The 25,533-nt window shown below is 44.7% G+C and carries 22 protein-coding genes; 7 read left to right on the forward strand and 15 right to left on the reverse strand.

The annotated features are described in order from the left end of the window. The first annotated feature begins 57 nt into the window (after positions 1 to 57). Positions 58 to 1,326 (forward strand): MFS transporter, encoded by a 1,269-nt coding sequence (locus ACWPAB_RS03860; protein WP_003577704.1) that lies wholly within the window; start codon positions 58 to 60, stop codon positions 1,324 to 1,326. Between the two features lie 125 nt (positions 1,327 to 1,451). Here ACWPAB_RS03860 and ACWPAB_RS03865 read toward each other — a convergent pair whose 3' ends face one another. Next, the gene (locus ACWPAB_RS03865; RefSeq protein WP_003577702.1) at positions 1,452 to 2,096 is read right to left on the reverse strand and encodes a nitroreductase; all 645 of its coding nucleotides are present in this window, start codon (positions 2,094 to 2,096) and stop codon (positions 1,452 to 1,454) included. 165 nt (positions 2,097 to 2,261) lie between these two features. Between ACWPAB_RS03865 and ACWPAB_RS03870 the strand changes: the two genes are divergently transcribed. Continuing rightward, on the forward strand, positions 2,262 to 2,588 hold the full coding sequence (locus ACWPAB_RS03870) for a winged helix-turn-helix transcriptional regulator (protein WP_223602991.1): 327 nt from the start codon (positions 2,262 to 2,264) through the stop codon (positions 2,586 to 2,588). A gap of 343 nt (positions 2,589 to 2,931) precedes the next feature. On the opposite strand, the gene ACWPAB_RS03875 is transcribed toward ACWPAB_RS03870, so the two are convergent. From ACWPAB_RS03875 to ACWPAB_RS03885, 3 genes are all read right to left on the reverse strand, one after another. Next, entirely contained in the window at positions 2,932 to 4,107 is a 1,176-nt protein-coding gene (locus tag ACWPAB_RS03875; protein WP_003577696.1) for a mannitol dehydrogenase family protein, read from the reverse strand. An 81-nt stretch (positions 4,108 to 4,188) separates the two neighbouring features. Continuing rightward, positions 4,189 to 6,114: a PTS mannitol transporter subunit IICBA gene (locus ACWPAB_RS03880; RefSeq protein WP_003577690.1), complete on the reverse strand. Its 1,926-nt coding sequence runs from the start codon at positions 6,112 to 6,114 to the stop codon at positions 4,189 to 4,191. Between the two features lie 62 nt (positions 6,115 to 6,176). Beyond that, positions 6,177 to 6,980: a sorbitol-6-phosphate dehydrogenase subunit gene (locus ACWPAB_RS03885; RefSeq protein ID WP_003577685.1), complete on the reverse strand. Its 804-nt coding sequence runs from the start codon at positions 6,978 to 6,980 to the stop codon at positions 6,177 to 6,179. Between the two features lie 208 nt (positions 6,981 to 7,188). Here ACWPAB_RS03885 and ACWPAB_RS03890 point away from each other — a divergent pair, with 208 nt between their 5' ends. Further along, positions 7,189 to 7,968, forward strand: a complete 780-nt coding sequence (locus ACWPAB_RS03890; protein WP_016364994.1) for a DeoR/GlpR family DNA-binding transcription regulator — start codon at positions 7,189 to 7,191, stop codon at positions 7,966 to 7,968. A gap of 120 nt (positions 7,969 to 8,088) precedes the next feature. On the opposite strand, the gene hxlB is transcribed toward ACWPAB_RS03890, so the two are convergent. Further along, positions 8,089 to 8,652, reverse strand: a complete 564-nt coding sequence (gene hxlB, locus ACWPAB_RS03895) for a 6-phospho-3-hexuloisomerase (protein WP_003583219.1) — start codon at positions 8,650 to 8,652, stop codon at positions 8,089 to 8,091. A gap of 15 nt (positions 8,653 to 8,667) precedes the next feature. Next, on the reverse strand, positions 8,668 to 9,315 hold the full coding sequence (hxlA, locus tag ACWPAB_RS03900; RefSeq protein ID WP_003577679.1) for a 3-hexulose-6-phosphate synthase: 648 nt from the start codon (positions 9,313 to 9,315) through the stop codon (positions 8,668 to 8,670). Between the two features lie 173 nt (positions 9,316 to 9,488). Here hxlA and ACWPAB_RS03905 point away from each other — a divergent pair, with 173 nt between their 5' ends. From ACWPAB_RS03905 to ACWPAB_RS03915, 3 genes are all read left to right on the forward strand, one after another. Beyond that, positions 9,489 to 10,250 carry a DeoR/GlpR family DNA-binding transcription regulator gene (locus ACWPAB_RS03905; protein WP_003563338.1) on the forward strand — a complete coding sequence of 254 codons (762 nt, stop codon included), beginning with the start codon at positions 9,489 to 9,491 and terminating at the stop codon, positions 10,248 to 10,250. Between the two features lie 37 nt (positions 10,251 to 10,287). Continuing rightward, complete coding sequence (locus ACWPAB_RS03910) at positions 10,288 to 10,950, forward strand: HAD family hydrolase (RefSeq protein WP_016381808.1); 663 nt, start codon at positions 10,288 to 10,290, stop codon at positions 10,948 to 10,950. 455 nt (positions 10,951 to 11,405) lie between these two features. Continuing rightward, the gene (locus ACWPAB_RS03915) at positions 11,406 to 11,576 is read left to right on the forward strand and encodes a hypothetical protein (protein ID WP_003577674.1); all 171 of its coding nucleotides are present in this window, start codon (positions 11,406 to 11,408) and stop codon (positions 11,574 to 11,576) included. Positions 11,577 to 12,082: 506 nt separating this feature from the next. Here ACWPAB_RS03915 and ACWPAB_RS03920 read toward each other — a convergent pair. The 6 genes from ACWPAB_RS03920 to ACWPAB_RS03945 form a co-directional block, all read right to left on the reverse strand. After that, positions 12,083 to 16,213, reverse strand: coding sequence for a bacterial Ig-like domain-containing protein (locus ACWPAB_RS03920; protein ID WP_027111503.1), 4,131 nt, complete (start codon positions 16,211 to 16,213; stop codon positions 12,083 to 12,085). A gap of 205 nt (positions 16,214 to 16,418) precedes the next feature. Then, positions 16,419 to 16,751, reverse strand: coding sequence for a PTS sugar transporter (locus tag ACWPAB_RS03925; RefSeq protein ID WP_003563330.1), 333 nt, complete (start codon positions 16,749 to 16,751; stop codon positions 16,419 to 16,421). A 33-nt stretch (positions 16,752 to 16,784) separates the two neighbouring features. Beyond that, the gene (locus ACWPAB_RS03930) at positions 16,785 to 17,630 is read right to left on the reverse strand and encodes a PTS system mannose/fructose/sorbose family transporter subunit IID (RefSeq protein ID WP_003563328.1); all 846 of its coding nucleotides are present in this window, start codon (positions 17,628 to 17,630) and stop codon (positions 16,785 to 16,787) included. A gap of 2 nt (positions 17,631 to 17,632) precedes the next feature. Next, entirely contained in the window at positions 17,633 to 18,496 is an 864-nt protein-coding gene (locus ACWPAB_RS03935) for a PTS mannose/fructose/sorbose/N-acetylgalactosamine transporter subunit IIC (RefSeq protein WP_003563326.1), read from the reverse strand. Between the two features lie 272 nt (positions 18,497 to 18,768). Further along, positions 18,769 to 19,263 (reverse strand): PTS system mannose/fructose/N-acetylgalactosamine-transporter subunit IIB, encoded by a 495-nt coding sequence (locus tag ACWPAB_RS03940; protein ID WP_003563323.1) that lies wholly within the window; start codon positions 19,261 to 19,263, stop codon positions 18,769 to 18,771. A 12-nt stretch (positions 19,264 to 19,275) separates the two neighbouring features. After that, positions 19,276 to 19,713, reverse strand: a complete 438-nt coding sequence (locus ACWPAB_RS03945) for a fructose/mannose phosphotransferase system IIA component (RefSeq protein ID WP_003573527.1) — start codon at positions 19,711 to 19,713, stop codon at positions 19,276 to 19,278. A 283-nt stretch (positions 19,714 to 19,996) separates the two neighbouring features. On the opposite strand from ACWPAB_RS03945, the gene ACWPAB_RS03950 reads away from it, so the two are divergent. Beyond that, positions 19,997 to 22,531 (forward strand): PRD domain-containing protein, encoded by a 2,535-nt coding sequence (locus ACWPAB_RS03950; protein WP_016381738.1) that lies wholly within the window; start codon positions 19,997 to 19,999, stop codon positions 22,529 to 22,531. An 84-nt stretch (positions 22,532 to 22,615) separates the two neighbouring features. On the opposite strand, the gene ACWPAB_RS03955 is transcribed toward ACWPAB_RS03950, so the two are convergent. The 3 genes from ACWPAB_RS03955 to ACWPAB_RS03965 all read right to left on the reverse strand — a co-directional run bounded on the left by ACWPAB_RS03955 (position 22,616) and on the right by ACWPAB_RS03965 (position 25,533). Then, positions 22,616 to 22,831 carry a helix-turn-helix domain-containing protein gene (locus tag ACWPAB_RS03955; protein ID WP_003590026.1) on the reverse strand — a complete coding sequence of 72 codons (216 nt, stop codon included), beginning with the start codon at positions 22,829 to 22,831 and terminating at the stop codon, positions 22,616 to 22,618. Between the two features lie 177 nt (positions 22,832 to 23,008). Then, on the reverse strand, positions 23,009 to 23,836 hold the full coding sequence (locus tag ACWPAB_RS03960) for an energy-coupling factor transporter transmembrane component T family protein (RefSeq protein WP_003586838.1): 828 nt from the start codon (positions 23,834 to 23,836) through the stop codon (positions 23,009 to 23,011). Further along, positions 23,833 to 25,533 (reverse strand): ABC transporter ATP-binding protein, encoded by a 1,701-nt coding sequence (locus ACWPAB_RS03965; RefSeq protein ID WP_003586836.1) that lies wholly within the window; start codon positions 25,531 to 25,533, stop codon positions 23,833 to 23,835. The genes ACWPAB_RS03960 and ACWPAB_RS03965 overlap by 4 nt, the downstream gene beginning before the upstream one ends.

Raw genomic sequence — 25,533 nt, forward strand, 5'->3', positions numbered from 1 at the left:
TTTTTCCATTAGTAAAAATAGCTTGTCCGGCAACTTCACATCATAGGGGGATTGACCATGCAGCCTTCGCGCAAGATCGCATCCAATATTTTTAAAGGATCGCTCGGCAATATGATTGAGTGGTACGACTGGTACGTTTACGCCGCGTTTGCTATCTACTTCAGCCCCTCGTTTTTTCCAAGTCATGATCCAACGAGTGAACTGTTGGATGCTGCGGCAGTATTCGCACTTGGATTTCTGATGCGGCCGATTGGTAGCCTTGTGATGGGCCGGTATGCTGATCGCCACGGGCGCCGGGCCGGGTTGACCTTATCCATCCTAATCATGGCCAGCGGGTCGCTGTTAATTGCCTTATTGCCAAATTATCAGACAGTTGGTATTTGGGCACCTGTTTTGTTAGTGGTCATTCGGCTGTTTCAAGGCCTGTCGCTTGGCGGTGAATACGGGACAAGCGCTACTTACCTGTCAGAAATGGCCGAGCCTTCACGCCGCGGCTTTTATTCAAGTTTTCAATACGTCACCTTAGTCAGCGGCCAATTGATCGCACTTGGGGTTCAGATTATCCTGCAGATGTACTTGACTGAAACAGAACTCAGCTCCTGGGGTTGGCGCATCCCATTTGCCATCGGTGCAGCCGGTGCTCTACTCGTTCTCTGGCTGCGACTATCGATGGACGAGTCAAACCAGTTTCAGCACATGTCCACCAGTCAACGCCAATCAGCTGGCACGATACGCGCCTTACTTAAGTATCCCAAGCAAATCCTGACCGTGGTTGGCCTGACGCTCGGCGGCACTATCTGCTTCTATACTTACACAACTTACATGCAAAAATTCATGATCAATTCGGTTGGCTTGCCCAAAGGAACCGTGGCGTTAATCAACTTCGCCGCCCTCTTCATCTTCATGTGCCTTCAACCTTTGGCGGGTTACATATCCGATCACATCGGCCGACGCCCCTTGCTCTTCTTTTTCGGGATCGGCAGCACGGTCTTGACGGTCCCACTATTTTGGCTGATGCAAACCACCAAAACCCCATTGATGGCATTCCTGCTAATGTTAGTCGGCCTCATTCTTGTCACTGGCTATACATCCATCAATGCGATTGTGAAAGCGGAGTTATTTCCAACCGAAATTCGTGCACTCGGCGTTGGTTTTCCGTACGGCCTGACCGTCGCCTTGTTTGGCGGAACAACTGAGTACATCGCACTATGGTTCAAGCAAGCACATCACGAAAATTACTTCTTCATTTATGTTTCGCTATGTGCGCTTATTAGTCTGATTGTTTATTGGCGAATGACTGAGACGATGCATGCTGAGTGGGATTAACCAGTTGAAGACGACAAAAAAAAGACACCTGCAACAGGAATTTTCTCACTGTCGCAGGTGTCTTTGGGTAAAAAGCGTTGTTTCAAAAAGTTCAAATGAAATTCTCTGAAAAGTAGTATTAACGCTCAATCCTTGATCTGTAAAAAGTCTTTCAATGGTCGTCGATCTGTTTTAAGATCATTAATCTTGCTAGAAGCCGGGTACCCAAGGGCGATTCCCATCAACAACGCCTCGTCACTGCTAATATCGAAGTGTGCACGAATTTCATCTGGATACCGAATCATCTCATAAGCTGGGATCGTGCCAATGCCTGCATCCTTTGCTGCCAAAAGCACGCCATAACCAAAAGCACCTGCATCATATGCTAAATAGGCCGATGCATTCTTTGGAATGGTGATGTAAACAATAGCGGCAGCATGATAAAGCTTTTTGCCAGCCGTGTGAAAAGCCTGTAGTTCGTCAGAATTGAAAAAATCACCAAGAGCTGTTTGCCAATGTTCAATATTCTTCTGTTGATCAGGCTTCCAATCTAGTGGAGGTGTGACTTCTGTCCAACTCTTAGCCTTATCTTGTACTGCCTTTTCATGACTCGCACGAATTTGCTTCACGGTATCACCCGTTGCAAGATAAACTTTCCACGGTTGCGCATTCTCCCAAGAAGGTGCATGACTGGCCGTACGAATAATGTTCTCTAGTGTTGCAAGGTCAATGACCTGATCGGTGAACAAACGCGTGGAGTGACGATACTGAGTATGCGATAACTGATTCAAATTAAAAACATCCTTTCTAAATAAAAAGTCGCGTGATACAAATGAAAAAGCACAAAATCTCTGATCTCAGAAATCATGGTTGCTTACTATTTGTCAATGGTATAATCGATGCTATGAAATCGCAATACTGCACTTTTTGTCACTACTTTTGAAAGGAGTCGGCATATGATGCCTTCTTGTTCTTCAACCCAAAATCAACCTTGTCCCGCAACCCGCCTGCTTCAAAAAATTTCCGGCAAATGGAAAGGAATTATCCTGTATCGTTTTATCCAGCAATCAAACTGGCATTTCGGAGAACTAAACGCCAGCGTCTCCCCTTGTCCAACTCGGATGCTCGCTCGTCAACTTGCGCAACTATGCGCAGATGGCTTCATTCAAAAACATATTCTAACAACCCAGCCACTCGTCACAACTTATCATTTAACGGCGGAGGGGATGGCACTGAAACCGATTATTCTTGCTATTGCACAGTGGGAGGGATACTCAATATAGTCACTCCTCCAACTGACGCCTCATAATCTTTCATCACTGCAGTAAATCGCTAATAAAGTTGCTACAGCATTGCAAGACCGCAATAATTATCATTTTCCATAAAACTGCTTGTCTGACGCAAAAATGAAGATAACAAAATCATTTTGATACCCTTCTACCATTGCTCTACATACAACTGGAAAAGGCGACCTCGACACTCCTTTATAATTTAGGAATGACGAGGCCGCCTTCTAATTATCTAATACACTTATAGTCCATACTATCGAGCAAACAGAACGTTATGATAGTAGCGCATTATTTTTACCAAGTAATCAACAGCTGCATCAAAAAATGAATTTTTCAATTAAGCTCCCGGTGTCATAACTGATGCTGTCGCTTCCTGTTGCAATTGCTTGTAGTTATTAACCACCCGGTCAACCACGACATCATCTTCTGGACGTCCGATATACTTTGAAACAGTTGGTCGAATACCATTCTTCTGAATATCCTTCTGAATTTTAACGGCATTCGGATCTCTCGACTCAACATAGGCAAATGCTGTTGCCAGAGCTTTGGTGATGGGCGCATAGTCAATGTCGTACTTGAGGCAAAGATCAATGACGCCCATGAACCGGTCATGCGGGCTTGTCTTTCGAATTGGATCATATGCAACTCTAAAGATGGAATCAACCATCTCATCTTTGGCTGCTGGAAGGAACTCCAATTCTCGAATGTCGTCACGCGTGACAGGATATTCATAGAGTACCGCCTGAACCGTGGCATCATGTACCCCATTGACGAGTTTCTCCACTTCAGGATCTTCCTCTGCATCTGGAATATTCTCATGACCACGCCAATGACCATAATAGGCAGTTGTTGCATGTGGGCCATTGATCAAAAAGACTTTTATATCTTTAAGCATTTCAACATTTTTACGGACATCTAACCATTTTACGTCTGAGAAGTCACTGTAAACTGGTCCTTCAATAATCAGCGAAGAAACTGCGGTTGTCTCAATATGAGTTGCATAGGCGGTGACAGCATCAGTTGATCGCCGAACAATTGAATCACGCACGACAACGTTTTGATCGAACCATGCACGAACATCATCATTCGCAAGACTGTCCCGGAAATAGTTGGTAATACGGTCAATAATATGATTCCTGTTTGTCAGACAAATCAATGTTTTTTTCGCGCTGGGATCCAGTTCATATTGTCGATTGAATCCTATCGCTAAAGCCTTTGCTGCATCCTCAAAGTCAACTGGATATAGCGGTAACATCACCAAATCAGTTTTTAAAAAACTGTCGATCACTGATTGTTGGTCGTCAATTAAATAAGCATCGAAGTTACTGATAGTATGCGTAAAAACTTCTTCTGTTGTGTGAACTGTCACATCGTAAGTTTTTGTCTTATTCAGCTCATCAATCACCCGCGGATCTTTGTCCAAAAACGTGATGTGCCAGCCTGCATTAAAGAAGGTTTCGCCAACAAACCCTTTGCCTAAACGTCCTGCGCCAACTATGAGTACATTTTTCATGATCGTTCCTCCCGTATCACCGCATTAATTAGTCATGTTTCGAATGTGTCAATATATAAGCTTTTCTGCTCGTTCATATCATCAGGAAATGTTCAAAACTGCCATGATTTCCTCTTCGCTCTCTGCGGATCGGATCTTTTCAACATTAGCTTCATCCATCAGTACAAGTGAAATTTTGGTAAGCATCTCTAAATGAGTATCACTTTTACCAGCAATCCCAATAATGACGTAAGCAATCTCATCTGGTCCAAACTCAACACCTTCAGGAACTTGCAGAACGGATAATCCAGACTTTTTAATCTTCGGATCAGAGGTTTCCAACCCATGCGGGACCGCAACATGATTACCAACATACACTGAGAGATCTTCATTTCGTTTCAGCATGTCGTCGATATAAGTGGTATCAACGAATCCATTACTAGCAAGGACCTGACCAGCGGCTTCAATGGCCTCCTCAGGTGTTCGAAAATGCTGATGAAGCTTAATGTTTTCCTTCGGTAAGACTTTAGCTTCGTTTTTCGTAGGCACCAAATCATCTGGATCATCTACTTCAGTTTTAGTGGCTGTTGCCTGATTACGTGAAGCAATAAAATCGATTGCAGGTTTGTAGTCATCTTCCTTTAAAAAATTATTAACTGGCAGATAACTAATACTATCCGAACCACCGGCAAGTTTTGCTCGCTCAATTAGTGAATCTAAAGTGATCACAAGATCTGCATCTGGCGCAATTTGATTAGCAGAAGAATGTTCAACCGAAATATCTGCATAACCCGATTTTTTCAGAATATTCTTCAATACCGACGCACCCATCGCACTTGATCCCATCCCAGAATCACACGCAACAATGATCTTTTTAATCTTAGAGGTTGTTTTGGCAATGGTCTCGCCGACAGCTGGCACAAAATTAGCAACTGATTTAACTTGACGACCACCAACATTAAATTCCTCCAGATCATCATCTTTACCGCCTGCGAATGTCTTTAGTAAGAACAACGCTATGAGTGTTGAAACTATGAAACCCGCTAAAATCGATACAAAATTGGCTACAATGGCATCTTTGGGTGTCATGATTGCAATATTTATCAAACTACCTGGCGAGGCGACTCCAATCAAACCGCCGCCCATTAATACTTGCAGGAATAAAGAAACTGCCAATCCGCCCATTGTGGCAAATACTAAGATAGGATTTGCCAATACGAATGGGAAGTAGACTTCGCCGATACCAGCAATTCCAGCGATGAACATTGCCATTGGTGCAGTATTTTTTGCCTTGCCTCGACCTGCCAAAGCAATTGCAAATAAAGTTCCCAGTAACGGCCCATTATTGGTGTCAACTAAGAACATAATTGACTTACCGGCTTCAGCTGCCTGTGCATAGCCAATCGGCGCTAAAATACCATGATTAACCACGTTATTCAGAAACAGTACTTGTGCAGGTGCCATGAAAACCGATAGCAATGGAATAAACTTATGGGTGGTTGCCCAAGTAACACCACTCGACAGAACTGCTACTAAAAACTGAATTGCAGGACCAATCGAAATATAAGCTAAAATAGTAAGAACGGCGCCGATAATCCCTAACGAGAAATTATCAACAAACATTTCGAAGCCTGGTCGAACTTTTCCATCAACCCAGTTATCAAACTTTTTTAATAGCCATGCTGCTAACGGCCCCATGATCATTGCGCCACTGATCATGGTAATATCAGCCCCGACAATGACACCCAACGTAGCAAACAACCCAATGACGCCGCCTCGTTGACCATGAATGTTATAGCCAGCGGTATATCCTATCAACATTGGGAATACATAGTCCAAAGTCGGTTTAATCAGATGATTTAAATCTGCATTTGGAAACCAACCATTTGGAATAAACAATGCTGCCATCAAGCCCCAACCAACAAATGCTCCCAAATTTGGCATCACCATACCGCTCATATAGCCGCCAAATTTCCTGATTCTAGCTAAGACATCAACCTTTTTTTGCGGAACTCCTGAGGCCTCCATCTTGTTATCCTCCTTTAACGTCCTAAAAGCTTTCACTCAAGGAACGCACCAGCCAGATTTAATTATCTGGTCGACTTTGCACCGGAAATGTTAATCGTGGTACCGGAAATATATGAAGCATGATCTGATGCTAAATATGAAATGAGATCGGCAATTTCTGTCAGCTGACCTGGACGACCCAAAGGAATTTTAGATGCATAGTCATCTGACACATTATTTGGGTCTTGCCCGCGTGTGTAGGCCAAGGCTTTAAAAGTGGCATCATTATTCATGGGTGTTCGTTCATTAATACTTGGCGCAACTGCTACCACACGAATATTGAATTGACCTAATTCTTTTGCCCATGCCTGTGTGAACGCACTAACCGCTGCTTTGTTTCCCGAATAGCAGCTCTGACCCTTTGAGCCATCTAATCCAGCTTCTGAAGACATACTGATAATGACACCATGTTTCTGCTTGACCATCTCGCGAGCTACCGCTTGTGTGCAGAGAAAGACGCCTTTTTGGTTCACAGTGGTCATGAAATCGAAGTCTTCTTCACTTAACTCGTACTCAGGATGTTTACCATAATAATCAACTAACATTCGCGGACGACTCACACCAGCGTTGTTGATTAAGACATCCAGATGCCCGAATTGTTTAATAACTTCTTGAACCATCTTTTCAACTGATGTTTTGCTGGTAACGTCACAAATCATTTTCACAACATTCTTTTGATTCGCGTGACTATCATTTTCGACAACATCCGCGGAAATGACCTGAGCGCCGTTCGCAGCTAAACCATCAACCATCTTTTCGCCCAATCCCATACTACCGCCAGTGACAACGACGACCTTCTCTGATAAATCAAGCCATGATTCTGTCATACCACACACTCCTCATTTATAATTTCTGATTGCAAATGTAGTGTAACCGCTTTTTTTGCATATATCAAGTAATTTTTGCGTTTTATATGCAAATATCCCTATAACTTTTGCAAGTATTGGTCAAAGACTAATTTGTCTTTGTCGATTTGCTCCTATATAATCGAAATCAGAGAGCGCCAAAAAATAAGTTGTCAATGAATCTAGGTGAATGATTGTGTTAAAAAAAGAGCGCCAAGAACGCATTCTCGGCATACTGAACAGTGCTAATAAGGCAGTGACTATATCAGACTTAGTCCAAGCATTCGATGTATCAGAAGATACTATCCGCCGCGATCTTCGTCAGATGGATCAAAAAGGTCTCCTTCTGAGGGTTCAAAGCGGTGCCATCAGTAATGGCCCGGATGTGACCAATTTTGAGCATCGCATGAAGGTTGACACCGAGACAAAAATTGCCTTGGTTAAACAAGCAATTCCACTATTACCTGAAAATGGTGTTCTAATCATTGATGGCAGCACAACCAATTTACGGTTAGTTCAAAACCTGCCACCAGATTTCACAGCAACCATCATCACTAATAGTCCCCTTATCGCCGTTGAAACCTCAAACAAGCGCAATATCACAACCATTGCGTTGGGTGGCTTAGTGTCAAAACGAGCTGAATCAAGTCTGGGTGCCGAAACGATTAATGCGTTGACTAGTCTGCATGCTGACGCCTACGTCATGGGTATCTACAATATTGACCCACATCTCGGCGTCACCTTTGTTGAGCAAATGGAAGCCCAAGTTAAAAATCAAATGGTTAACAGTTCAGACATCACCATTGCGATCGCAACCGCGGATAAAGTCGGCATGCGAAGTCATTTTGTTGCTGCAGAGACACCGCAAATCGACTATCTAGTAACGAATTCGACTGACAAGTCCTTGATGCAACAATTCCAGGATAGAGAGGTTGAGATCGTGCCACTTAGTCATGCACAAAAAGAGTAATGTTAGATTAATACCGTCAAACATTTCATATTAAAAGCGCTAGCCTTGGACAGTTGTCCAATTGCTAGCGCTTTTAACTATTCACGATTCCAAACAAGTCATGGCATCAGTTTAAGTGGCCTATTCCAAATTAGCGTGACGAGGAAACATCGTGTCCGTCGTCTCGCCAGTTAATTTCATTAATTCCAAAATAATGGCGTCATAAGTTAACCAACTGAGCTGTTCAAACAAGGTCCCCATTGGTTGCACCGAATGAGCAGTGTCGGCTGCCCCTGTTTCGTTTTTAGGCGTTTCGCCAGGAATCGCAATGATCGCATCGGCCAGACTGCCGATTTCGGCTGTTGGATAAATCGTCACCGTTGCCAATTTAGCGCCCACCGCTTTTGCCTTCTTAGCATCAACCACCAAGCTGCCTGTCGATCCGGAACCAGAACCGATCACAAGTAGGTCGCCTTCCCCAATTGATGGGGTCGTGGTTTCCCCGACAAAATAGGCGTGCAATCCCAAATGCATGAGCCGCATAGCAAAACCGCGACCTGCAAAACCAGAGCGGCCTGCACCGCCGACAAAAATCCGATTTGCTTGAAAAGCCATCTTGGCAACAGTTTCGACTTGGGTGTCATCAATCATTGGCGCATATTGATCCAGTTCGCTGATAATTGTCTTCAAACTTTTTGCTTCCATGATCATTCCTCCTTATTAAGCGCTTACATTTTCATGCGAATGAATTTTGTCGGCCAAAGCCTTCGCTGTTGCGACAGGATCGTCGGCATGATTCACCCCGCCGCCAACAATAATGATATCTGCGCCAAGGGCCTGATACTGGTCAACCGTGCTGACTTTAATGCCGCCTGCGACTGACAGCTGTGAGTGCTTACTCAGTTGTTTAACTTGCTTCAATGCATTCAAAGGTGTTTGCCCCACCGCTTGCTCATCAACGCCAACATGAACACTGATGCTATCAACCCCAACATCCTCAAGTTCCTTGATGCGGGTGTTCAAGTCAGGCACACAGATCGTATCAACAAAGACTTGCTTGCCATATTTCTTTGCCGCAGCAAGACAAGCTTTGATCGTCAAGATGTCCGTCACACCGAGAACTGTGCAGTAGTCCGCACCAGCTTTAAAGGTAAGCTCAGCTTCATACTCGCCTGCATCCATAATCTTGGTATCGGCCAGGATCTTTTTTTTCGGAAAATAACGCCGAAATTCGCGAACGGCGCGCATCCCTTCTTGGATGATAAACGGGGAGCCAATTTCAAAAATGTCGACATAGTCTCGAACTTTTTCGGCCAGAACCAACGCATCTACAAGCGAGATATCGTCTAATGCAAGTTGCAACTTCATAAGAATTCTCCTCCTCAAGGCTGATATTCCTTTTGACAAGTTCAGTATAGCCGGCTAATGTGTATCTTGCAACATAAAATGTTTAAATTTCCACATTTTATGTTTAATAATCAACAAATCGTGGCGTTGTTGCGTTGTATTTGCTACAATCGAAAGCGAGAAGGTGATTAGCCATGGCAAAATTAAGTGCCATTGACAGACAAAAACAGCTCGTTGATCTGATCTCACATCAAGGAACCATGAAGATCACCGAGTTAGCCACTTATTTCAACGTATCTCGCGAAACAATTCGGCGCGATCTGCAGGAACTCGACGATTCTGGTGCCGTCAAGAAATGGTACGGTGCAGTGATGCCCGTTCAGGATTTCAATATTCCGCCAGTTGAACAAAGAATGGCCAGTTTTCACGAACAAAAACTGGCCATCTGCAAAAAAGCGCTGTCCTATGTTTCCCAGCGCTCAACTATTTTTATTGATGCCGGCAGCACGGCGCTGACCTTTGCAAGTCTGTTAAAAGAAACGGCTGGCCATACGATCATCACAAACTCCATGCCTGTTGTGAATGAACTCGTGACCAGTCAAAATCATCTCATCAGTGTTGGCGGCTCGGTCGATCCTTTGACGTTTGCGACAATGGGCACACAAACACTCGGCTTCATCGAAAAAATCAGGATGGACATGGCATTCTTAGGCACATCCGGCTTCGCTGAGCACAATGGTCCAAGTTCAAACAGTCTTGACGATGTCGAAATTAAACACAAGATCATTCAAAACAGTCGACTGAACTTCGTCTTAGCGGACAGTTCAAAAGCTAGTTCCTCATCACTTTCCCAGTATGCAAATTGGCATGATATTGATTACTTAATCACTGACAACAGCTTACCTGCCAAAATTAAAGATCAGCTGACGGCGCAAACAGAAGTTGTCACGGTCTGATCAGGTTAAGTTCAGCTAAAAAGGAGGTCGTTGGTCTGTGCGATGTATTCTCTTTGACATGGATGGGACACTGATTAACTCTGAAGCCAAATACTATGCCATCTGGGACCAGTTACTAGCCGATAATGGCTATCATCTTACGGTTGATTTTTATCGTCACATTCTTGGCATGCCCATGAGCGGTATTCAACAAACTTTCACGGACCACTATGGGACAGGCTTTCCGTTTGATACACTCTTTTCGGCCTTTTTGAAACAGCGAACAGCGCTGGTTCAGCACGGCAATTTTGAACTCATCCTAGGTACGCGTGCCTTCCTTAAAGCTTGCGGCCACCACCAAATCAGTTATGGCTTGGTCACTTCCTCTTATCGAAACGAAACCCAGGCGATTTTAGAAAAGCTCGATTTAGCTAGCTATTTTCAATTCGCCTTGTTCGGCGACGAGACGCAACATGGCAAGCCTGATCCCGAAATCTATCTGCAGGCCATCGCCAAATCCGGTTTCCCACCGGATGAAGTTGTCGCTTTTGAAGATTCTAAGAACGGCATTTTATCCGCTAAAAACGCAGGCTTAGCGGTTTATCGCATTGAAAATCCAGTCCCGATAGATGCTGATATTTTCGACTTGGTCACGGCATCTTTTAGCAACTATGATGAAGCCCTTGAATTTTTTCACTTAAATCAAGAACAGTTGCAATAATCGGGTAACGGTAGCCCCTTCAATCAGACTACCGACCTCCCACGCCGCCTAGTTGATTCCCCTGTCAGACGCAATCAAAAAACGACGATCCGCAAAGATCGTCGTTTTTGGGTTGCAAAAATTTGTTTTGGCTGCTTGTTATTAACGTTCATCAAATTTCATAGAGAAAAATAATCCATCAAAAAGTTATCAATATTAAGACGTATATGCTCAGTGACTGAGCGTTTCTCAATAAATTTAAAAAGCACGATATAACATTCGTTGTTCTACGCAAGGTCGTCACGCTGGAAGTGACTCTGATAAACTGAAGCCAGCAGAGAAGGATAATGAGCGGTGGTGCCTGATTCGGAAAGTAGGTGGTGCCTATGGGACTAGTTCCTATAACCCACACTTTTAAAAGAAAGGTGTCATGTTTTGCCGGTGATCGCTATCATCACAACGATCACAGCCTGTGTATGTTCATTGGTAGTGCTGATCATCGTGTTCACACGATTGATCAAAGCAACGACCATGCTGCTTCTAGCAGTTCACGAACTTATGCAGGCGCTCGAAGCATTTCGAGAAAAATAGGCAAACTAAAAGCCGCGCCAACCTTCACCGGAATGTCGCGACTTTTGGTTGCCTAATTCTGTGTGCCACCGTTTGTTTGATGGCTCTGCAAGGACATTTGTCCGGCCGTTGTGTTCGAGCACAACGGCTTTTGCTGTCTTTAGTATAGCATGCTCTTCTGGAAAATGGCTAGTTGTATCTTTCAGTTTTTATCCTACCTAATGACGGATAAACCTCTGAATTGTCAGCAACGACCAAGCTGCTTCTAGCAGTTCACGAACTCATACAGGCGCTCGAAGCATTTCGAGAAAAATAGGCAAACTAAAAGCCGCGCTTCCTTCACACGGGTTTCGCGGCTGTTAGTTGCCTAATCCTGCGTGCCACTGCTTGTTAGCTGGCTCTGCAAGGGCATTTGCCCGGCCGTTGTGTTAGCGCACAACGGCTTTTTGCTGTCTTTAGTATAGCATTCGCTTTTGCAAAATGGCCAGCTATGTCTCTTAGTTTATCCTGTCAGTGCCAGATAAATCCTTGAGTTTTTAGATCTACAAGCGATCTGACCGTATCAGATAATCACTTGATTATTTTAGACTCGCTTCACCCGCCTCTTTAACCATAAAATACCTCCTACGCAAATTGCTAAGATCATTTGTCCAAGAACAATCGCTAACTCATTGACGTGATTCCCAGCTTGTGGCAATGTCTCGGTTTTCTTTTTGGTCATTGTTGTCTTTGCGTTTTGATGTATGTCGTCTCCGCCTTTGCCAGTAATCGAAGCAGGGGGATTCTCGCGATCGTTAGAAATGCTGGATCCGGTATTGTCTTCAATGTTTGTCTCTTTTTCTGTTAAAACCGTCACTGTGGCTTCTTTGCTGATCTTGTTACCAGCAACATCCGTATAAGTGTACGTAACGGTATAAGTTCCCTGCGTCTTTAGATCTACTGTACCGGTAACGGTTAAATTAGACATGGCCAAAGCATTGCCATCTGCGTCTGTTGCGCTAACTAAATTATTGGCCGCGTTCCAAGCGGCTGATGGACCTGCAACCATTGTTGTATCTTTAGTCACAATATCAGCCTTGGACGCGATGACTGTCACGGTGGCTTCCTTACTAATTTTGTTGCCTGCTGCATCGGTGTAACTATACGTTACCGTATAAGTTCCCGGTGTCTTTGAATCTACTGATCCGGTGACGGTTAAATTAGAAAGGGCCAGAGCATTGCCCTTTGCATCTGTAGCGATAACTAAATTATCAGCCGCGTTCCATGTTGCTGATGGGCCTGCAACCTTTGTTGTATCTTTAGTCACAATATCAGCCTTGGACGCGATGACTGTCACGATGGCTTCCTTACTAATTTTGTTGCCTGCTACATCGGTGTAACTATACGTTACCGTATAAGTTCCCGGTGTCTTTGGATCTACTGCACCGTTGACGGTTAAATCAGAAAGGGCCAAAGCATTGCCATCTGCGCCTGTAGCCTCAACAAAGTTATCGACCGCGTTCCATGTTGCTGATGGACCCGCGACCATTGTCGTATCTTTAGTCACAATATCAGCCTTGGACGCGATGACTGTCACGGTGGCTTCCTTACTAATTTTGTTGCCTGCTGGATCGGTGTAGCTATACGTTACCGTATAAGTTCCCGGCGTCTTTGGATCTACTGCACCGTTGACGGTTAAATCAGAAAGGGCCAAAGCATTGCCATCTGCGCCTGTAGCCTCAACAAAGTTATCGACCGCGTTCCAAGCGGCTGATGGGCCTGCAACCATTGTTGTATCTTTAGTCACAATATCAGCCTTGGACGCGATGACTGTCACGATGGCTTCCTTATTAATTTTGTTGCCTGCTGCATCGGTGTAACTATACGTTACCGTATAAGTTCCCGGCGTCTTTGAATCTACTGTTCCATTGATCATTAAATCGGAAACAGTCAAAGCATTGCCATCTGCGTTCTTAGCCTCCACAAAATTATCAGCCGCGTTCCAAATAGTCGATGCTCCTGCGACCATTGTTGTATCTTTAGTCACAATATCAGCCTTGGACGCGATGACTGTCACTGTGGCTTTTTTACTAATTTTGTTGCCTGTCGCATCGGTGTAACTATACGTTACCGTATAAGTTCCCGGTGTCTTTGGATCTACTGCACCGTTGACAGTTAAATCAGACACAGCCAAAGCATTGCCGTCTGCGTCTGTAGCGCCTACTAAATTATCGGCCGCGTTCCAAGCGGCTGATGGGCCTGCTGCTAACGTTGTATCCTTGGTTACAACAGACGCTTGAGACGCACGATAGGTATAAGTAATCGTTTGATTCTGGGTCGTATACAACTGGTTGCTATTAATATGGTCAGTATTTTCTTTTACAAAAACATAGCCCGGAATCGTTGCTGACTCAGAAGTGTAGCTTTGTCCTACACGACCGGTCTGAATTTTATCACTGGCTATAGTGTTTCCATTTTCATCTACAAATTTTTCAGTTAGTTGACCAGTACTGTTCCAAATTGAAGTAATTGGATTGATAGTTAAGTCGCTGATCTTTGTTGTGCCATCGTTCGAGTACACATAGACGCCTGTTGTGGCTTGGTCCCCAATATTTTCCGGCCGCATAAAGAAATTTTGGGTAATTGACTTTTCCCCATCATTCGCAAAGGCTTCGATACTTGTTTCGTCAACATAAACCGTAATTGTAATTGATCCATCCGCATTCACTGTTGCGTTCATTTTGTCTCGTGGTGCTCCCATGTTGGGTTCACCGGTATTGAGTCTCTGAACGTACAATAATCCCGTAGTTAAATCATACCCAACGATCATGTCATATTTTTGATCATCAGATACTCGCAACTTAAAGCCAACTGATTTCGGTTTGTCAGCTTCGTCCCAAGAAAAAGTTGCACTTATCTTATATTGTTTGCCTTCGTACTGGACTTGCTCATCGGAACGCGAAACCGTAAAGTTACTTTCAGCCTTGTTAATAACATTGGCCTCTTCGTTATTAGCAATTTCTTTGACCACAGTATTCGTCAGCAAGTACCCGTCTGTTGTATCAGCATTCTTTTTGAGGCTCAGCTCACGAGGAAGTGTCATATTGCCAGACCAAGGTGAAGTTTTGGCCTCGTCCACATAACTCCAATTCGACTGCCAAGCCAACATAACCGTTCGACCATCAGGCATGTTGGAGAAAGGAATACCCGCATAAAAATCCTCTCCTGAATCCATCGTCATTGGATTTTGCAACGTTTTTGAACTCTCAGGTACCCAAGTTCCGTCGGCTGTCATATTACCAACATAATATTGCATCCCAGATCCTGTGGCATGTGCGCCTTGTTGGACACTGATGCAAAAGACCCACTTTGTTTCATTTGTTCCAGCTACCTTCATCGGTACCAGTGATGGGCATTCCCATACGCCATTACCAACATCATTTTCACGTTCAATCTTAGAAGCATATGTCCAGTCCAACAGATTGCTAGATTTATAAATGAGGGCTTGCTGACCAGACACAACTGTCAAATAGTATTGTTTGTTAACCGCATCGTAGACCACGCTTGGATCGCGGAAGTTGGCGGCATCTCCTCCTTGGTTCATACTGGTTGGAATGATTGCCTGGGGATTAGCTGCATTACCATCCTTCGAATATTGAATAAACGTTTTGCCACCATCGAGGCTGTAAGCCAAATGTTGCTCCTGAATTTCTGTTAAACCAATCCAGGTCCCCCATCCGTCTTCAGCACCATCATTTTTTCTAGTTGCGATCTGATAATCAGCAGTGTAGAAAGCCAGAATGGCGTCTTTTCCTAAGCCACTGACATTGTTAGTGTCAACAACAATCGAGCCACTGAAAATAGCCTTTTTGCCGTCAGCGTCACCCCAATTTGTTGTTGGTACACCAACATATCTAACTTCGCCTTTATCTTTTAGCGAACCAGTTGTGTTGGTATACGTAAAGTCTTCCCACCCCTGATTCTGTAGCATTGGAATGGCAACGTCCTCTTGTGTCCAATTAATTAAGTCCTTGCTGACGGCGTGGCCCCAAGACATATTGCCCCACTGATTACCTTCCGGATTGTACTGATAATACAGATTGTAAAGCCCCGTCTTGCTATCATAAAAAAGACCATTAGGATCATTGATCCAATTCTGGCTACTTGAGTAGTGATACTGGTTTCGGTATGGTTCATTATACTGATCGTTTTGACTGACGTCAGAGGTGACTGCATTGGTTGCAATTGTTGCGGACGATGCTGATTGGTCAGTTTGAGATTGTCCCACACTACTTTGTACTTGTTCATTACTTGTCGGCAACGTGGTTTTCGAAGTGGGGAGCGCTTTGTCTGAATCACTCGTTGTTACAGATTTTGTCAAATCATTGTCAGCAGTATCGCTTTTGGAAGTCTCTTTTTTATCAACAGTTGGTTGACTGATTGTACTACCAATTGATGACTTGCTGTCGCTCGAACTCGGCAAATCAGCGACACTTGATGATGATGCAGTTGCCGTACTATTGACTGAAGACTGAGCCGTCTCACCTGTCGTTTCATTATTAGGCTGACTACCAGTGTTTGTTTGACTAATTTGGGTAGACGAAGCACTTGTAGCAGCGCTTACATTTTGCCCGTCATTAAAAAATGAAACGATAAGACATGTTGATAAGCAGGCAAATACCCATACACTCTTGCTTTTATACATCTTGTAATGTTTCTTTTCATCCATTTCCAACTTTATTCATCCTCCTATTTGTTTGACGCATTTCATATACATGAAATCTTCTGGTTGCCGCTGTCCATTTACCACATTTTGCTAAGTAGCCTTACGACAAAAAAAGTCGATGAGAACTGAATCTCACCGACTTCTCAGTCCTGCCATAGTTGCACTTATCACTGATAAATGAAGTATCTACAATTAAAGTCACCTACAACAGGAGCTATTTGGCTTTGGGCGTAATGCCCGTCTGCTGACGAACCTTCTTTTGAAAATATTTGATTTTCTTGTCATAGTCGTCAACCACCGCCCGAACATTCTGCTGCCCTTTCCAACCTGAATACCCGAACATCAACATCCCCAGTGCACCCAGGACTAAGAGCACAATGCCAACGATGTTTAACCACAAGGTCTTGCCATGGAAGAAGTAGATCAGAACAATGCCAACGCCACTGAGAATGGTGCAAAGTTGAAACCAGTAGCCTAGGTTTTTCAACATATGCTTCTGATACGCAACTTCTTTTTCGTATCCCTTAGTCATTTCGTCAATTGTCATTTTGATTTTCCTTCTTCCATACACGTTCGTAGTTTAGTAAGACAGGCCAGGGTTGAAGAAACCAACTAGAACACCGACGAGCGAAACAACAACGAGTAGCAGCATGGTCCAGATAGCTGAAACATGCTTCTTCGCCATCAACCACCAGCAGAATAATGTTACAAGTACTGTCAGCAAACCAGGATAGATGCTGTTCAGCTTGTCTTGCAGATTCAGGAAGACTTTGCCATCAGCACCGCGTAATTTGAGTGATGTTGTGACGTTAACCCATGATGCCAGAACCCCACCAACAACCATACTGCCGACAATCCCGATAGCGTGACGAACAGCCGCGCCTTGTTTACCAACTAAGAAACTAACCGCTTGATCACCGAAGCGATAACCACGGAAGTAAAGGAAACGTTGACCAAAGTAAGCCATCAATACCCAGGCAACAATGTAGAAAATCGCCCCGACTGGTGAACCACCAGTCGACATACCAAGGGAAATCCCTAAGAGAATGGGAATCAATGTCCCATCAATCAATGAATCACCAATACCAGCGATTGGGCCCATCAGGCCAGCACGCATATCGTTAATGGTCTCGCCGTCAATTTCTTTACCGTTCGCACGCGCCTGTTCCATGCTGGCCGTGATCCCCACAATCACGGTCCCGAGCATTGGGTTGGTGTTGAAGAACGCGGTGTAAGCGTGAATGGCTTTGACCTGGTCATCATGTTTTGGATACAGTTTTCTGAGAATTGGCAGCATTGATGCCATATACCCAAAAGTCTGCATATGTTCTTGTGAGAAGCAGGTCAACGCACCCCAGAACCAACGATGAAAAGATTTTGTCAGTGTTTTGTGATCAAGCTTTTTCATGTCATTTGTCGTTTCCATGATCAAATATCCTCCTCATCATCATCGTCACTTGGTCCATCTGCTGGTGCTGCACTACCCTTTGAAGGTGTGTTGTTAGAACCAGACATCTCAATTTCATAAATAATAACCGCAAACAGTAACGATACAACTGTGACTGAGACTAAGTTCAAGTGTAGTGAAGCAGCAAGTGTGAACCCAACTAAGAACGGAATGAAATCAGCTGCTTTACCAACAATTTGCCGAAGCAGAATCGCAATCCCGACACATGGCAGCATGCCGCCGACCGTGAACAGTGTCTTCATGGCAATGCCGTCCATTGGTAAGGCACTACGCAAAGCTGTAACCGCCGTAGCACCGTAGTATGTGAGTAACATTGTTGGTAAAAATGAGAACAATGCATGTGAGATCCAAGGCCAGCCAAAGTTAACAGCTGTTAATTTATCAAGCTTGCCATTATGAACGTCTTTCCAACCAAAGGACTGCCAAACCAGGTTCATTGTTGCAACAGCGTAGTACAAAACCGTCCCGACAGTTCCGACTAATGTCCCAACTGACTTAGCCAAGTTAGCAGCACCGCCACCCAGCGGATTCAATCCTTGCGAAGAAATCGCAACCATTGCTAGAGGGATCCCAATATAAGAAATAGCACGAACATCGGCAGAAACAGTACCACCTGGGGTAACCAATGCGATATAAACCAACTGCATCGCAACCCCGCAGGCAATCCCTAACTGAAGATTACCTAGAATAATGCCACAGACAAGACCCCCAACCAATGGACGGCCAATGGTATAATTACCAACCGCTTGACCAGCCATACATGAGTTGGAACATAAGCAAGCGAAAACACCTAAAATAGCTGCTTGAAACCAACTAATTGTCATTTTTCTTACCTTCCTTTTTTGTGAGCGCGAGCCAGCGCGGGTGAAACCGGAGTGTAAGCGGTCTTGGGCGTGATGACCGTTCTTTGGTCATTGCGACCAAGGTCCTTACACGTAGGCTTCAGCGCTGGCGAGCGCGTTATTGTGAGCGCGAGCAGAAGCGTTTAGAAACCGGAACATAAGCAGCCTTGGACGTGATGACTGCTCTTTGGTCATTGCGACCAAGGTCCTTATGTGCAGGTTTCTGCAACTGCGAGCGCGTTATTGTTCAACCATTAATACCCAAAGCGTGACTTGAATTTGTCCCAACTACCAATCCGCTGATCTGGCAACAGCGCAAACTCAACTTTATAACCAGCCTTCTCAATCGCTTCAAAGGCATCGCCTTCCTCTTGGGTAAACGACTGATTGTCTCCGAGTTTGACCGCGTTGTCGCGATCATTACCTGGACCGACAACAACTGTTTTAATGTCACCCGGCTTGAAGTTCATATCGACCAAGATCTTTTTCATATCTTGAGGACTCTTGGTGATGAGAAAATACTTGGTTGCTGAGTTCAACACCTTATCCTTAACCTTGTCAAAATGATCTAACGTCCAAACGAAGGTCTTCTTGTCAGACGCTGCCATATAGGCTTCCTTCAAAATCGGATTGTTTGCCGCTTTGTCGTTTACCGCAATAATCCCATCCATCGGGTATTCCTTGCCCCAACGAACCGTGATCAAGCCATGAATCATGCGATCATCAATACGTACAAACGAAATTGCCATTTTGCTCACTCCTTAAATATCGTCATCGTCAGAAGCTTCTGATGAGGTCGTCTGAAATTCTTTGATGGCCGCGGTTGCTTCTGAAAATGCTTTTTCTTTTAACGCTGAGTTATCTAAACTGTCTTTCGACATCAATGTGGTTAACGCCATTGGGAAGTTCATCCCGCCAAGAACAAGCGTATCTTGCAGCTTGCCATGGTCGTTCAAAATGTTGCAAACCGTTGTGAGTGGACTACCGCCGACAATATCTGCCAGAACAACAAAGCTTGCATCCTCTGGCAGGGTCTTTAGCAATGCCTCAAACCGTGTTCCAAATGTTGAAGCTGCTTCATCGGGTTTTAAACCAACCGCAATGACAGAACCAATCGCATCATCGCCCGCAAACATACCCAAGGTTTGCTTTAAGCCACTGGAGAAATCACCGTGACTGACAAGAAGCAAATATTTCATCTAAATCATCCCTTTATCAAGACTATGAAAATATGGATTTACCGCAAAAGGCGACAATCAACCGAAGTACAACTGAAAGTGATCCATTATTGTTCGGACAGTATTGCGGTTGTCCCCGCGAGGAACGCCCTCCCTTCTGCAATCGTTATGTAAGTCGTTTTCTCTCTATATCTGGACGTCAACAAGGTTAACGCTTACAATGATTATGTTAAGCACATTACTAATAAAAGTCACGAAGACGTTGTGCTTAATTTGCGGGAATAGTGCTTAAGGGGTGGTTTCTTTGAACGCAGTAGAAAAACTTTATGCGACAATTGTGCAACACTTTCCAACTGAACGAATCACAACTAATCAGGCTGCCGATGCAGTGGGGCTAACACGCGGCGTGACCAGTAGTTATTTATCTAAGCTCGAAAAGCAAGGCAAACTGCTCAAGACCGGCAGTAGACCAGTTTACTGGCAAGTCAAGCGGGACCATTCCGCTTTTGACGACTTAATCGGTGTCCACGGTAGTTTAAGCACTAACATTCAGCTGGCAATCGAAGCAATCGTCTATCCAACACATGGATTGCCGATCTTCATCACTGGTCCAGCCGGTAGTGGCAAGTTGCCATTTGCTCAGGCAATTTATCACGAAGCCATTCGTCGTGAAGTGCTTAAGAAAACAGCTGTGTTTAAAATCATTGATTGTGCCAACTATAAGGATCATCCAGGGACACTCAAAAAGAAGTTGCAAAGTGAGAACAATGCAACGACGGCAGATGGCACCGCCGAAAGTGGCTACTTGTATATTAAAAATGTGCAGATGCTAGGCTCATCAGATCAACACTATCTTTTCACGCACACCAACCAGCAACAAACCACTGCTTTTCGTTACATCTATTCAGGAACAACTGAAATTTTCAAAGCAGCGCGCGTCTGGTTCAAAAGTGCAGCGGTTCAGATTAAACTAAGCGCTTTTAGCGATCGACCTTTAAACGAGCGCATTACGTTTGCGGCGATGTACCTTCAACAACAGGCTGATCAAATCAATAAAGAGATCTTGATCGCACCAAACGAGTTGATCAAACTGGCAAATTTTGATCACGTCAATAACATCACGGCATTGAATAACCGTGTTCAGTTGCTTTGCGCTGGCGCCTATGCCAAAGCGCCTGACCACACGCAGCTACGGCTTGGTCAAACCGATACAAGTGCGATTCTGGTAACGCCTAAACAACAGACCTTGCAAGCAAGAATCACATCTTTGATCACCAGCGCGTTGCAGCTTGGCCCAACAACTGATGCGCTTTTTAAGAAACTTTCTGATTCGCTAAACAATGGTGAGTCCATCACTGAACAGAATTTTCTTCTGGCGAAAGTGCTCAATCAAGTCGATACCATTGCTAGTGAAAAACTTCTATCTGTATTTGCGCAGGCCATTCAAAAAGACGCTAAAACGTATATCACGCATGTATATGGTGTAACGTTTCCAAGCGACAATATTTTCTGGCAAAATGTGGCACTTGCCTTCGCATTCGCGGGTCTTTGTCGCGACAACTTGCCAGACACACAATCAGCACTGACAATTCAAAAAGCAATCAAGCACCGTTATCCTCGAAGTTACTACCTTTTCAAGCACTTTTTGACTAAGTTAAAAGCGCAGTATGCTCAAAGCCCTTACTATTATCTGCCATTCTTCATGATGATGATTCATTGCGAAAGTAAAATCGAATCAGTGCAATACAATGCCATCCTGCTTGCTCACGGCGAACACACCGCATCGAGCATCCAGCAAGTGGTGAATTCGCTTTGCGGTAATTACTTTTTTGAGGCATTTGATATGCCCATTGATGTGACACTTGATCAAATCAACGGTTACGTTCAGGAATACCTAACCGATCAAAGTCCATCTGCTAAGGGTAATATTGTCTTATTCGATATGGGTTCTTTGCGCCAGATGTTCAGAGAAATTAAAAAGGTATCTGATCAAGAACTGATTGTGGTCAACAACGTAACCACTGCTATGGCGCTCGATATTGGCCTGCGCGTTCAGCGTAATGATGCCTTCCAGTCCATCGCTGAAGCCAGCGAGCAATATGGTGCAACAACTGAAGCCCAATATTACGAAGGCTTATCAAACAAGAAGAACATTATCGTCTCTTGCATGTCTGGCGTCGGTCTGTCTGAAGAAGTCAAAAAGCTAATTGATGCGACCCTTTCGCCAGCACTTGAAGTCATTGCCGTTGACTACAAAGAACTCCATACCCTGCTCACCAATCATGATCGAAAATTTTTCTCGAATACCCAGTTAATCTTAACCACCACCGATGTTGCTGGCGATATCGGGGCCGATATCGGCATTGATATCGTGAATGTCTATAATGTTTTCGATAAGGCCTCCTCACAAAAAATGCAAACTGTCCTACGCAATTGTGGTGAAAGTCCCCAGTCCATTAATGAACTCATTGATCGATTGGTTCGCTTCTTGTCGATAGAAGGTATCCGCGGCCGCTTGCAGATCCTGAATCCCGATATTGTCATTCAAGAAAGTCAACGCATTGTCTCCCACTACGAAGATTTCTACAACGTCAAATTCGGATCCAGACTAAAGCTCAATCTCTTCATGCACTTGTCCTTAATGATTGAACGCATGATGACCAGCAAACGCAGCACTACTTCAATTGATCGCGCAACCTTAACCCCACCTGAGCAAGAATTTTTCTCCCTTTCCAGCGGCATTTTTCAGCCAGTTGAGCAAAAATTCAATATCAAGGTGCAGGACTACGAAATTGCTTTGCTTTATCAACTGCTCAAGGACTTTATTTTTGTGGCGTGATCACATGACAAAACAAACACCCCTCGCTATTGAGAAACCATAACGAGGGGTGTTTTCGTGCTTGCTCAGTAGGATCATCTAGTTTTAATCAATTTTCCGTGGACTCAACTCACCATTTGAAATAGCCTTTCTAAAAGCAGACGGTGACATTTGTCTAGCTTTTTGGAAAGCTTTGGCAAACTGCACGTAGCTTGAAAAAACGACTTTGATGGCAATATCCCCGATGGCATCAGTAGTGTTTCGTAGCAATTCAATGGCTTGGTTAACGGGCACCCTTGCTATGCCCGATGAAATCGCCATTGAGATACACCTTCAACACTGACTCAGCGCCATCGAAGCCAATGAGGGATTGTTCGTTAGCAGCTACTTCATCTGTCTTCAGTTGGTCAAGGCAACTTCAGCATATAAAAAAAGTTCGGTGATCTGTTAAACGACCATCGAACTTTTTTGATGAAGCAATATTCATATTTTTTTACATCATCCTCGGAACGGATTATAAAACCGTCCGCCATTAACATGAAACAGAAACAGGCCAATGACGATAATCACGGCAACACCGGCCAGCACGATCCAGTCAGGCGTGCGCAACGGCTGATCCATGTACCACGTCCGCCGCTTGCCTGTACCAAAACGTCGCAGTTCCATTGCTTGACTGATCTGATCAATACGATCGAGACTGGTAAAAATCAGCGGCAGCAAAATTTGCCCCATGCCTTTCAGTCGCTGAAACAGCTTTGCCTTAGGTGACAGCTCATAACCACGAGCTTGCTGCGCTAGGCTGATTTGGCGGAAATTCGTTTGAACGTCAGGGATATACCGCAACGCTAACGCAACAGAATAACTGATTCGGTATGAGACATGCAGCTTATTGAGACTCGCTGCAAACTCGCTGGGGTTGGTCGTGATTAAGAAAATCAGCGCCAGTGGCACGGTCACAATATACTTCAGCGCTAGATTCATTTCATAGAATAATTGCTCTTGTGTGATCGTGAAGTAACCAGCATTGAGCAAAACGTGCTTGCTGCCATACAAGCCAACGCCATACTGTGGCGAAAAAACAAACACAAGCAATAAATTGACCACTGCAAAAATCGTAATAATTTTGACCACTAAACTAATTTGCCGCCAATGAATTTTAGCTTGGGCAAACAGAATGATCGATGCGAGCATCACTGCACAGACAAAGCGTGTGTCATAACTCGCCATCACAATGACCGAGATACCAATGAACGCGAGCATTTTCGTCGCACCTGTTAATCGATGCAGCCATGTATCTTGCGGATCATAACCAAAAAGTGAGTTCATTGGCACACCCTCCGTTCTTGGTCAATCACCGCTTGTGTGAAGGCTAATGGGTCAAGGCCTTCACGCTTAGCAAGGCGATACAGACTCGGTTGTGCTAAGGAAGCATGCTCAATGATGGCCGGATTGGTCAACACTGCTGCTGGCGAATCGTCCATCAAGATACCACCGTCGCCTAATACAATAGCCCGCTGCGCATACTCCAACATCAAATGCATGTCGTGCGTGATCAGCATCATCGTAATCCCACGTTCATTCAAGGTCGTCAAGAAACGCATCATGTCGGTAAAATGACGCCAATCTTGGCCAGCCGTGGGTTCATCTAAGATCATTAATGCCGGTTCTAGCACCAAAATTGCGGCGATCGTGACACGCTTTTTTTGTCCATAACTCAAGGCGTTGATCGGCCACGATCGAAATGGATACAAGCCGCAAACCTTCAGCGCCTCAATGACCGCTGTTTTGACACGCGTCTCGTCCCAACCACGTAAACGCGGCCCAAGAGCGACTTCATCAAAAATCAGGTGTTTACTGATCATCTGATTTGGATCTTGTAAAATATACCCAATTTTATCGGCGCGTTCCTTCACCGACCAATCAGCCAAATCCTCACCATCAAGCGTCATCCTGCCAGCACCCGGCTTCAAAAACCCAGCGATCAAATGACTCAAGGTTGACTTACCAACCCCATTGCGTCCAACCAAGGCCACCATCTCACCATGATGCAAGGTGAAACTGAGGTCGGTAAAAATTTGACGGCCATTAGGATAGCCAAACTGCAACCCGTCAATCGACAATAACGGTGCCTGAAGCTGCTCCGGCTTAACAGTCGCAGCCTCCGCTGTGAAAGCAGCCAATTTAGGTCTGAGTTGTGGGGCCTCAAAACGCGAAAGGTCAGCCAAATGATCCGCCTGATCCAAATCAACCCCCGCAAACTCAGCCGCTTCCAAGTATAACGGCTCTCGCAATCCGATTTGTTGCAGCAACTGTCCATGCAATAAAGTTTCCGGGGCATCATCGGCAATAATTCGACCGTCCTTCATCACGACTAATCGATCCACTGGCCGCCGCAACACATCCTCCAAACGATGTTCAATGATGACTTCGGTGACGTGATAAGTCTGATGCAACTCATTAATCAAGTCTACCGATGCTTCACCTGTGGCCGGATCAAGACTGGCCAACGGTTCATCAAACAGTAAAATATCCCCTTCATCAATCAAAACACCGGCCATCGCCACCCGCTGCTTTTGGCCGCCTGAAAGTGATTGCGGTGCTTGCGCCAGTAAATCGCCAATTTTCAAACGATCGGCCCATTTTTTAACGCGTGTATGCATCTCACTAGGTGCGACAGCGCTGTTCTCCAAAGCAAAGGCAATATCCTCGCCTGCTGTCAAAGCAACAAACTGAGCATCCGGATCCTGCAAAACCGTTCCGACTTGCAGTGAAAGTGTCGCCAAGCTGGCATCCTGAACCACCGTCCCGTTGACGGTCACGGTGCCGCTCAATTTGCCCGGAAAAGCGTGCGGAATTAACCCATTGATCAAGTTACCTAACGTTGACTTGCCTGATCCAGACGGGCCAACAATCAGTACTTTCTCTCCTGGTTGAATGGTTAGATTAATATCATGCAAAGTCGGTTCCGCCTGACTGTCATACTGAAACGTGACATGATCAAGCTGAATTGCTGGTGCTGCCAT

The organism is Lacticaseibacillus sp. 30, assembly GCF_053819265.1.

Bases quoted from the DNA above. Each gene is read 5' to 3' on its own strand.
- ACWPAB_RS03860 (WP_003577704.1), top strand. From the start codon at position 58: ATGCAGCCTTCGCGCAAGATCGCATCCAATATTTTTAAAGGATCGCTC.
- ACWPAB_RS03870 (WP_223602991.1), top strand. From the start codon at position 2,262: ATGATGCCTTCTTGTTCTTCAACCCAAAATCAACCTTGTCCCGCAACC.
- ACWPAB_RS03875 (WP_003577696.1), bottom strand. From the start codon at position 4,107: ATGAAAAATGTACTCATAGTTGGCGCAGGACGTTTAGGCAAAGGGTTT.
- ACWPAB_RS03880 (WP_003577690.1), bottom strand. From the start codon at position 6,114: ATGGAGGCCTCAGGAGTTCCGCAAAAAAAGGTTGATGTCTTAGCTAGA.
- ACWPAB_RS03885 (WP_003577685.1), bottom strand. From the start codon at position 6,980: ATGACAGAATCATGGCTTGATTTATCAGAGAAGGTCGTCGTTGTCACT.
- ACWPAB_RS03890 (WP_016364994.1), top strand. From the start codon at position 7,189: ATGATTGTGTTAAAAAAAGAGCGCCAAGAACGCATTCTCGGCATACTG.
- hxlB (WP_003583219.1), bottom strand. From the start codon at position 8,652: ATGGAAGCAAAAAGTTTGAAGACAATTATCAGCGAACTGGATCAATAT.
- hxlA (WP_003577679.1), bottom strand. From the start codon at position 9,315: ATGAAGTTGCAACTTGCATTAGACGATATCTCGCTTGTAGATGCGTTG.
- ACWPAB_RS03905 (WP_003563338.1), top strand. From the start codon at position 9,489: ATGGCAAAATTAAGTGCCATTGACAGACAAAAACAGCTCGTTGATCTG.
- ACWPAB_RS03915 (WP_003577674.1), top strand. From the start codon at position 11,406: ATGTTCATTGGTAGTGCTGATCATCGTGTTCACACGATTGATCAAAGC.
- ACWPAB_RS03925 (WP_003563330.1), bottom strand. From the start codon at position 16,751: ATGACAATTGACGAAATGACTAAGGGATACGAAAAAGAAGTTGCGTAT.
- ACWPAB_RS03930 (WP_003563328.1), bottom strand. From the start codon at position 17,630: ATGGAAACGACAAATGACATGAAAAAGCTTGATCACAAAACACTGACA.
- ACWPAB_RS03935 (WP_003563326.1), bottom strand. From the start codon at position 18,496: ATGACAATTAGTTGGTTTCAAGCAGCTATTTTAGGTGTTTTCGCTTGC.
- ACWPAB_RS03940 (WP_003563323.1), bottom strand. From the start codon at position 19,263: ATGGCAATTTCGTTTGTACGTATTGATGATCGCATGATTCATGGCTTG.
- ACWPAB_RS03945 (WP_003573527.1), bottom strand. From the start codon at position 19,713: ATGAAATATTTGCTTCTTGTCAGTCACGGTGATTTCTCCAGTGGCTTA.
- ACWPAB_RS03955 (WP_003590026.1), bottom strand. From the start codon at position 22,831: ATGGCGATTTCATCGGGCATAGCAAGGGTGCCCGTTAACCAAGCCATT.
- ACWPAB_RS03960 (WP_003586838.1), bottom strand. From the start codon at position 23,836: ATGAACTCACTTTTTGGTTATGATCCGCAAGATACATGGCTGCATCGA.
- ACWPAB_RS03965 (WP_003586836.1), bottom strand. From the start codon at position 25,533: ATGGCAGCACCAGCAATTCAGCTTGATCATGTCACGTTTCAGTATGAC.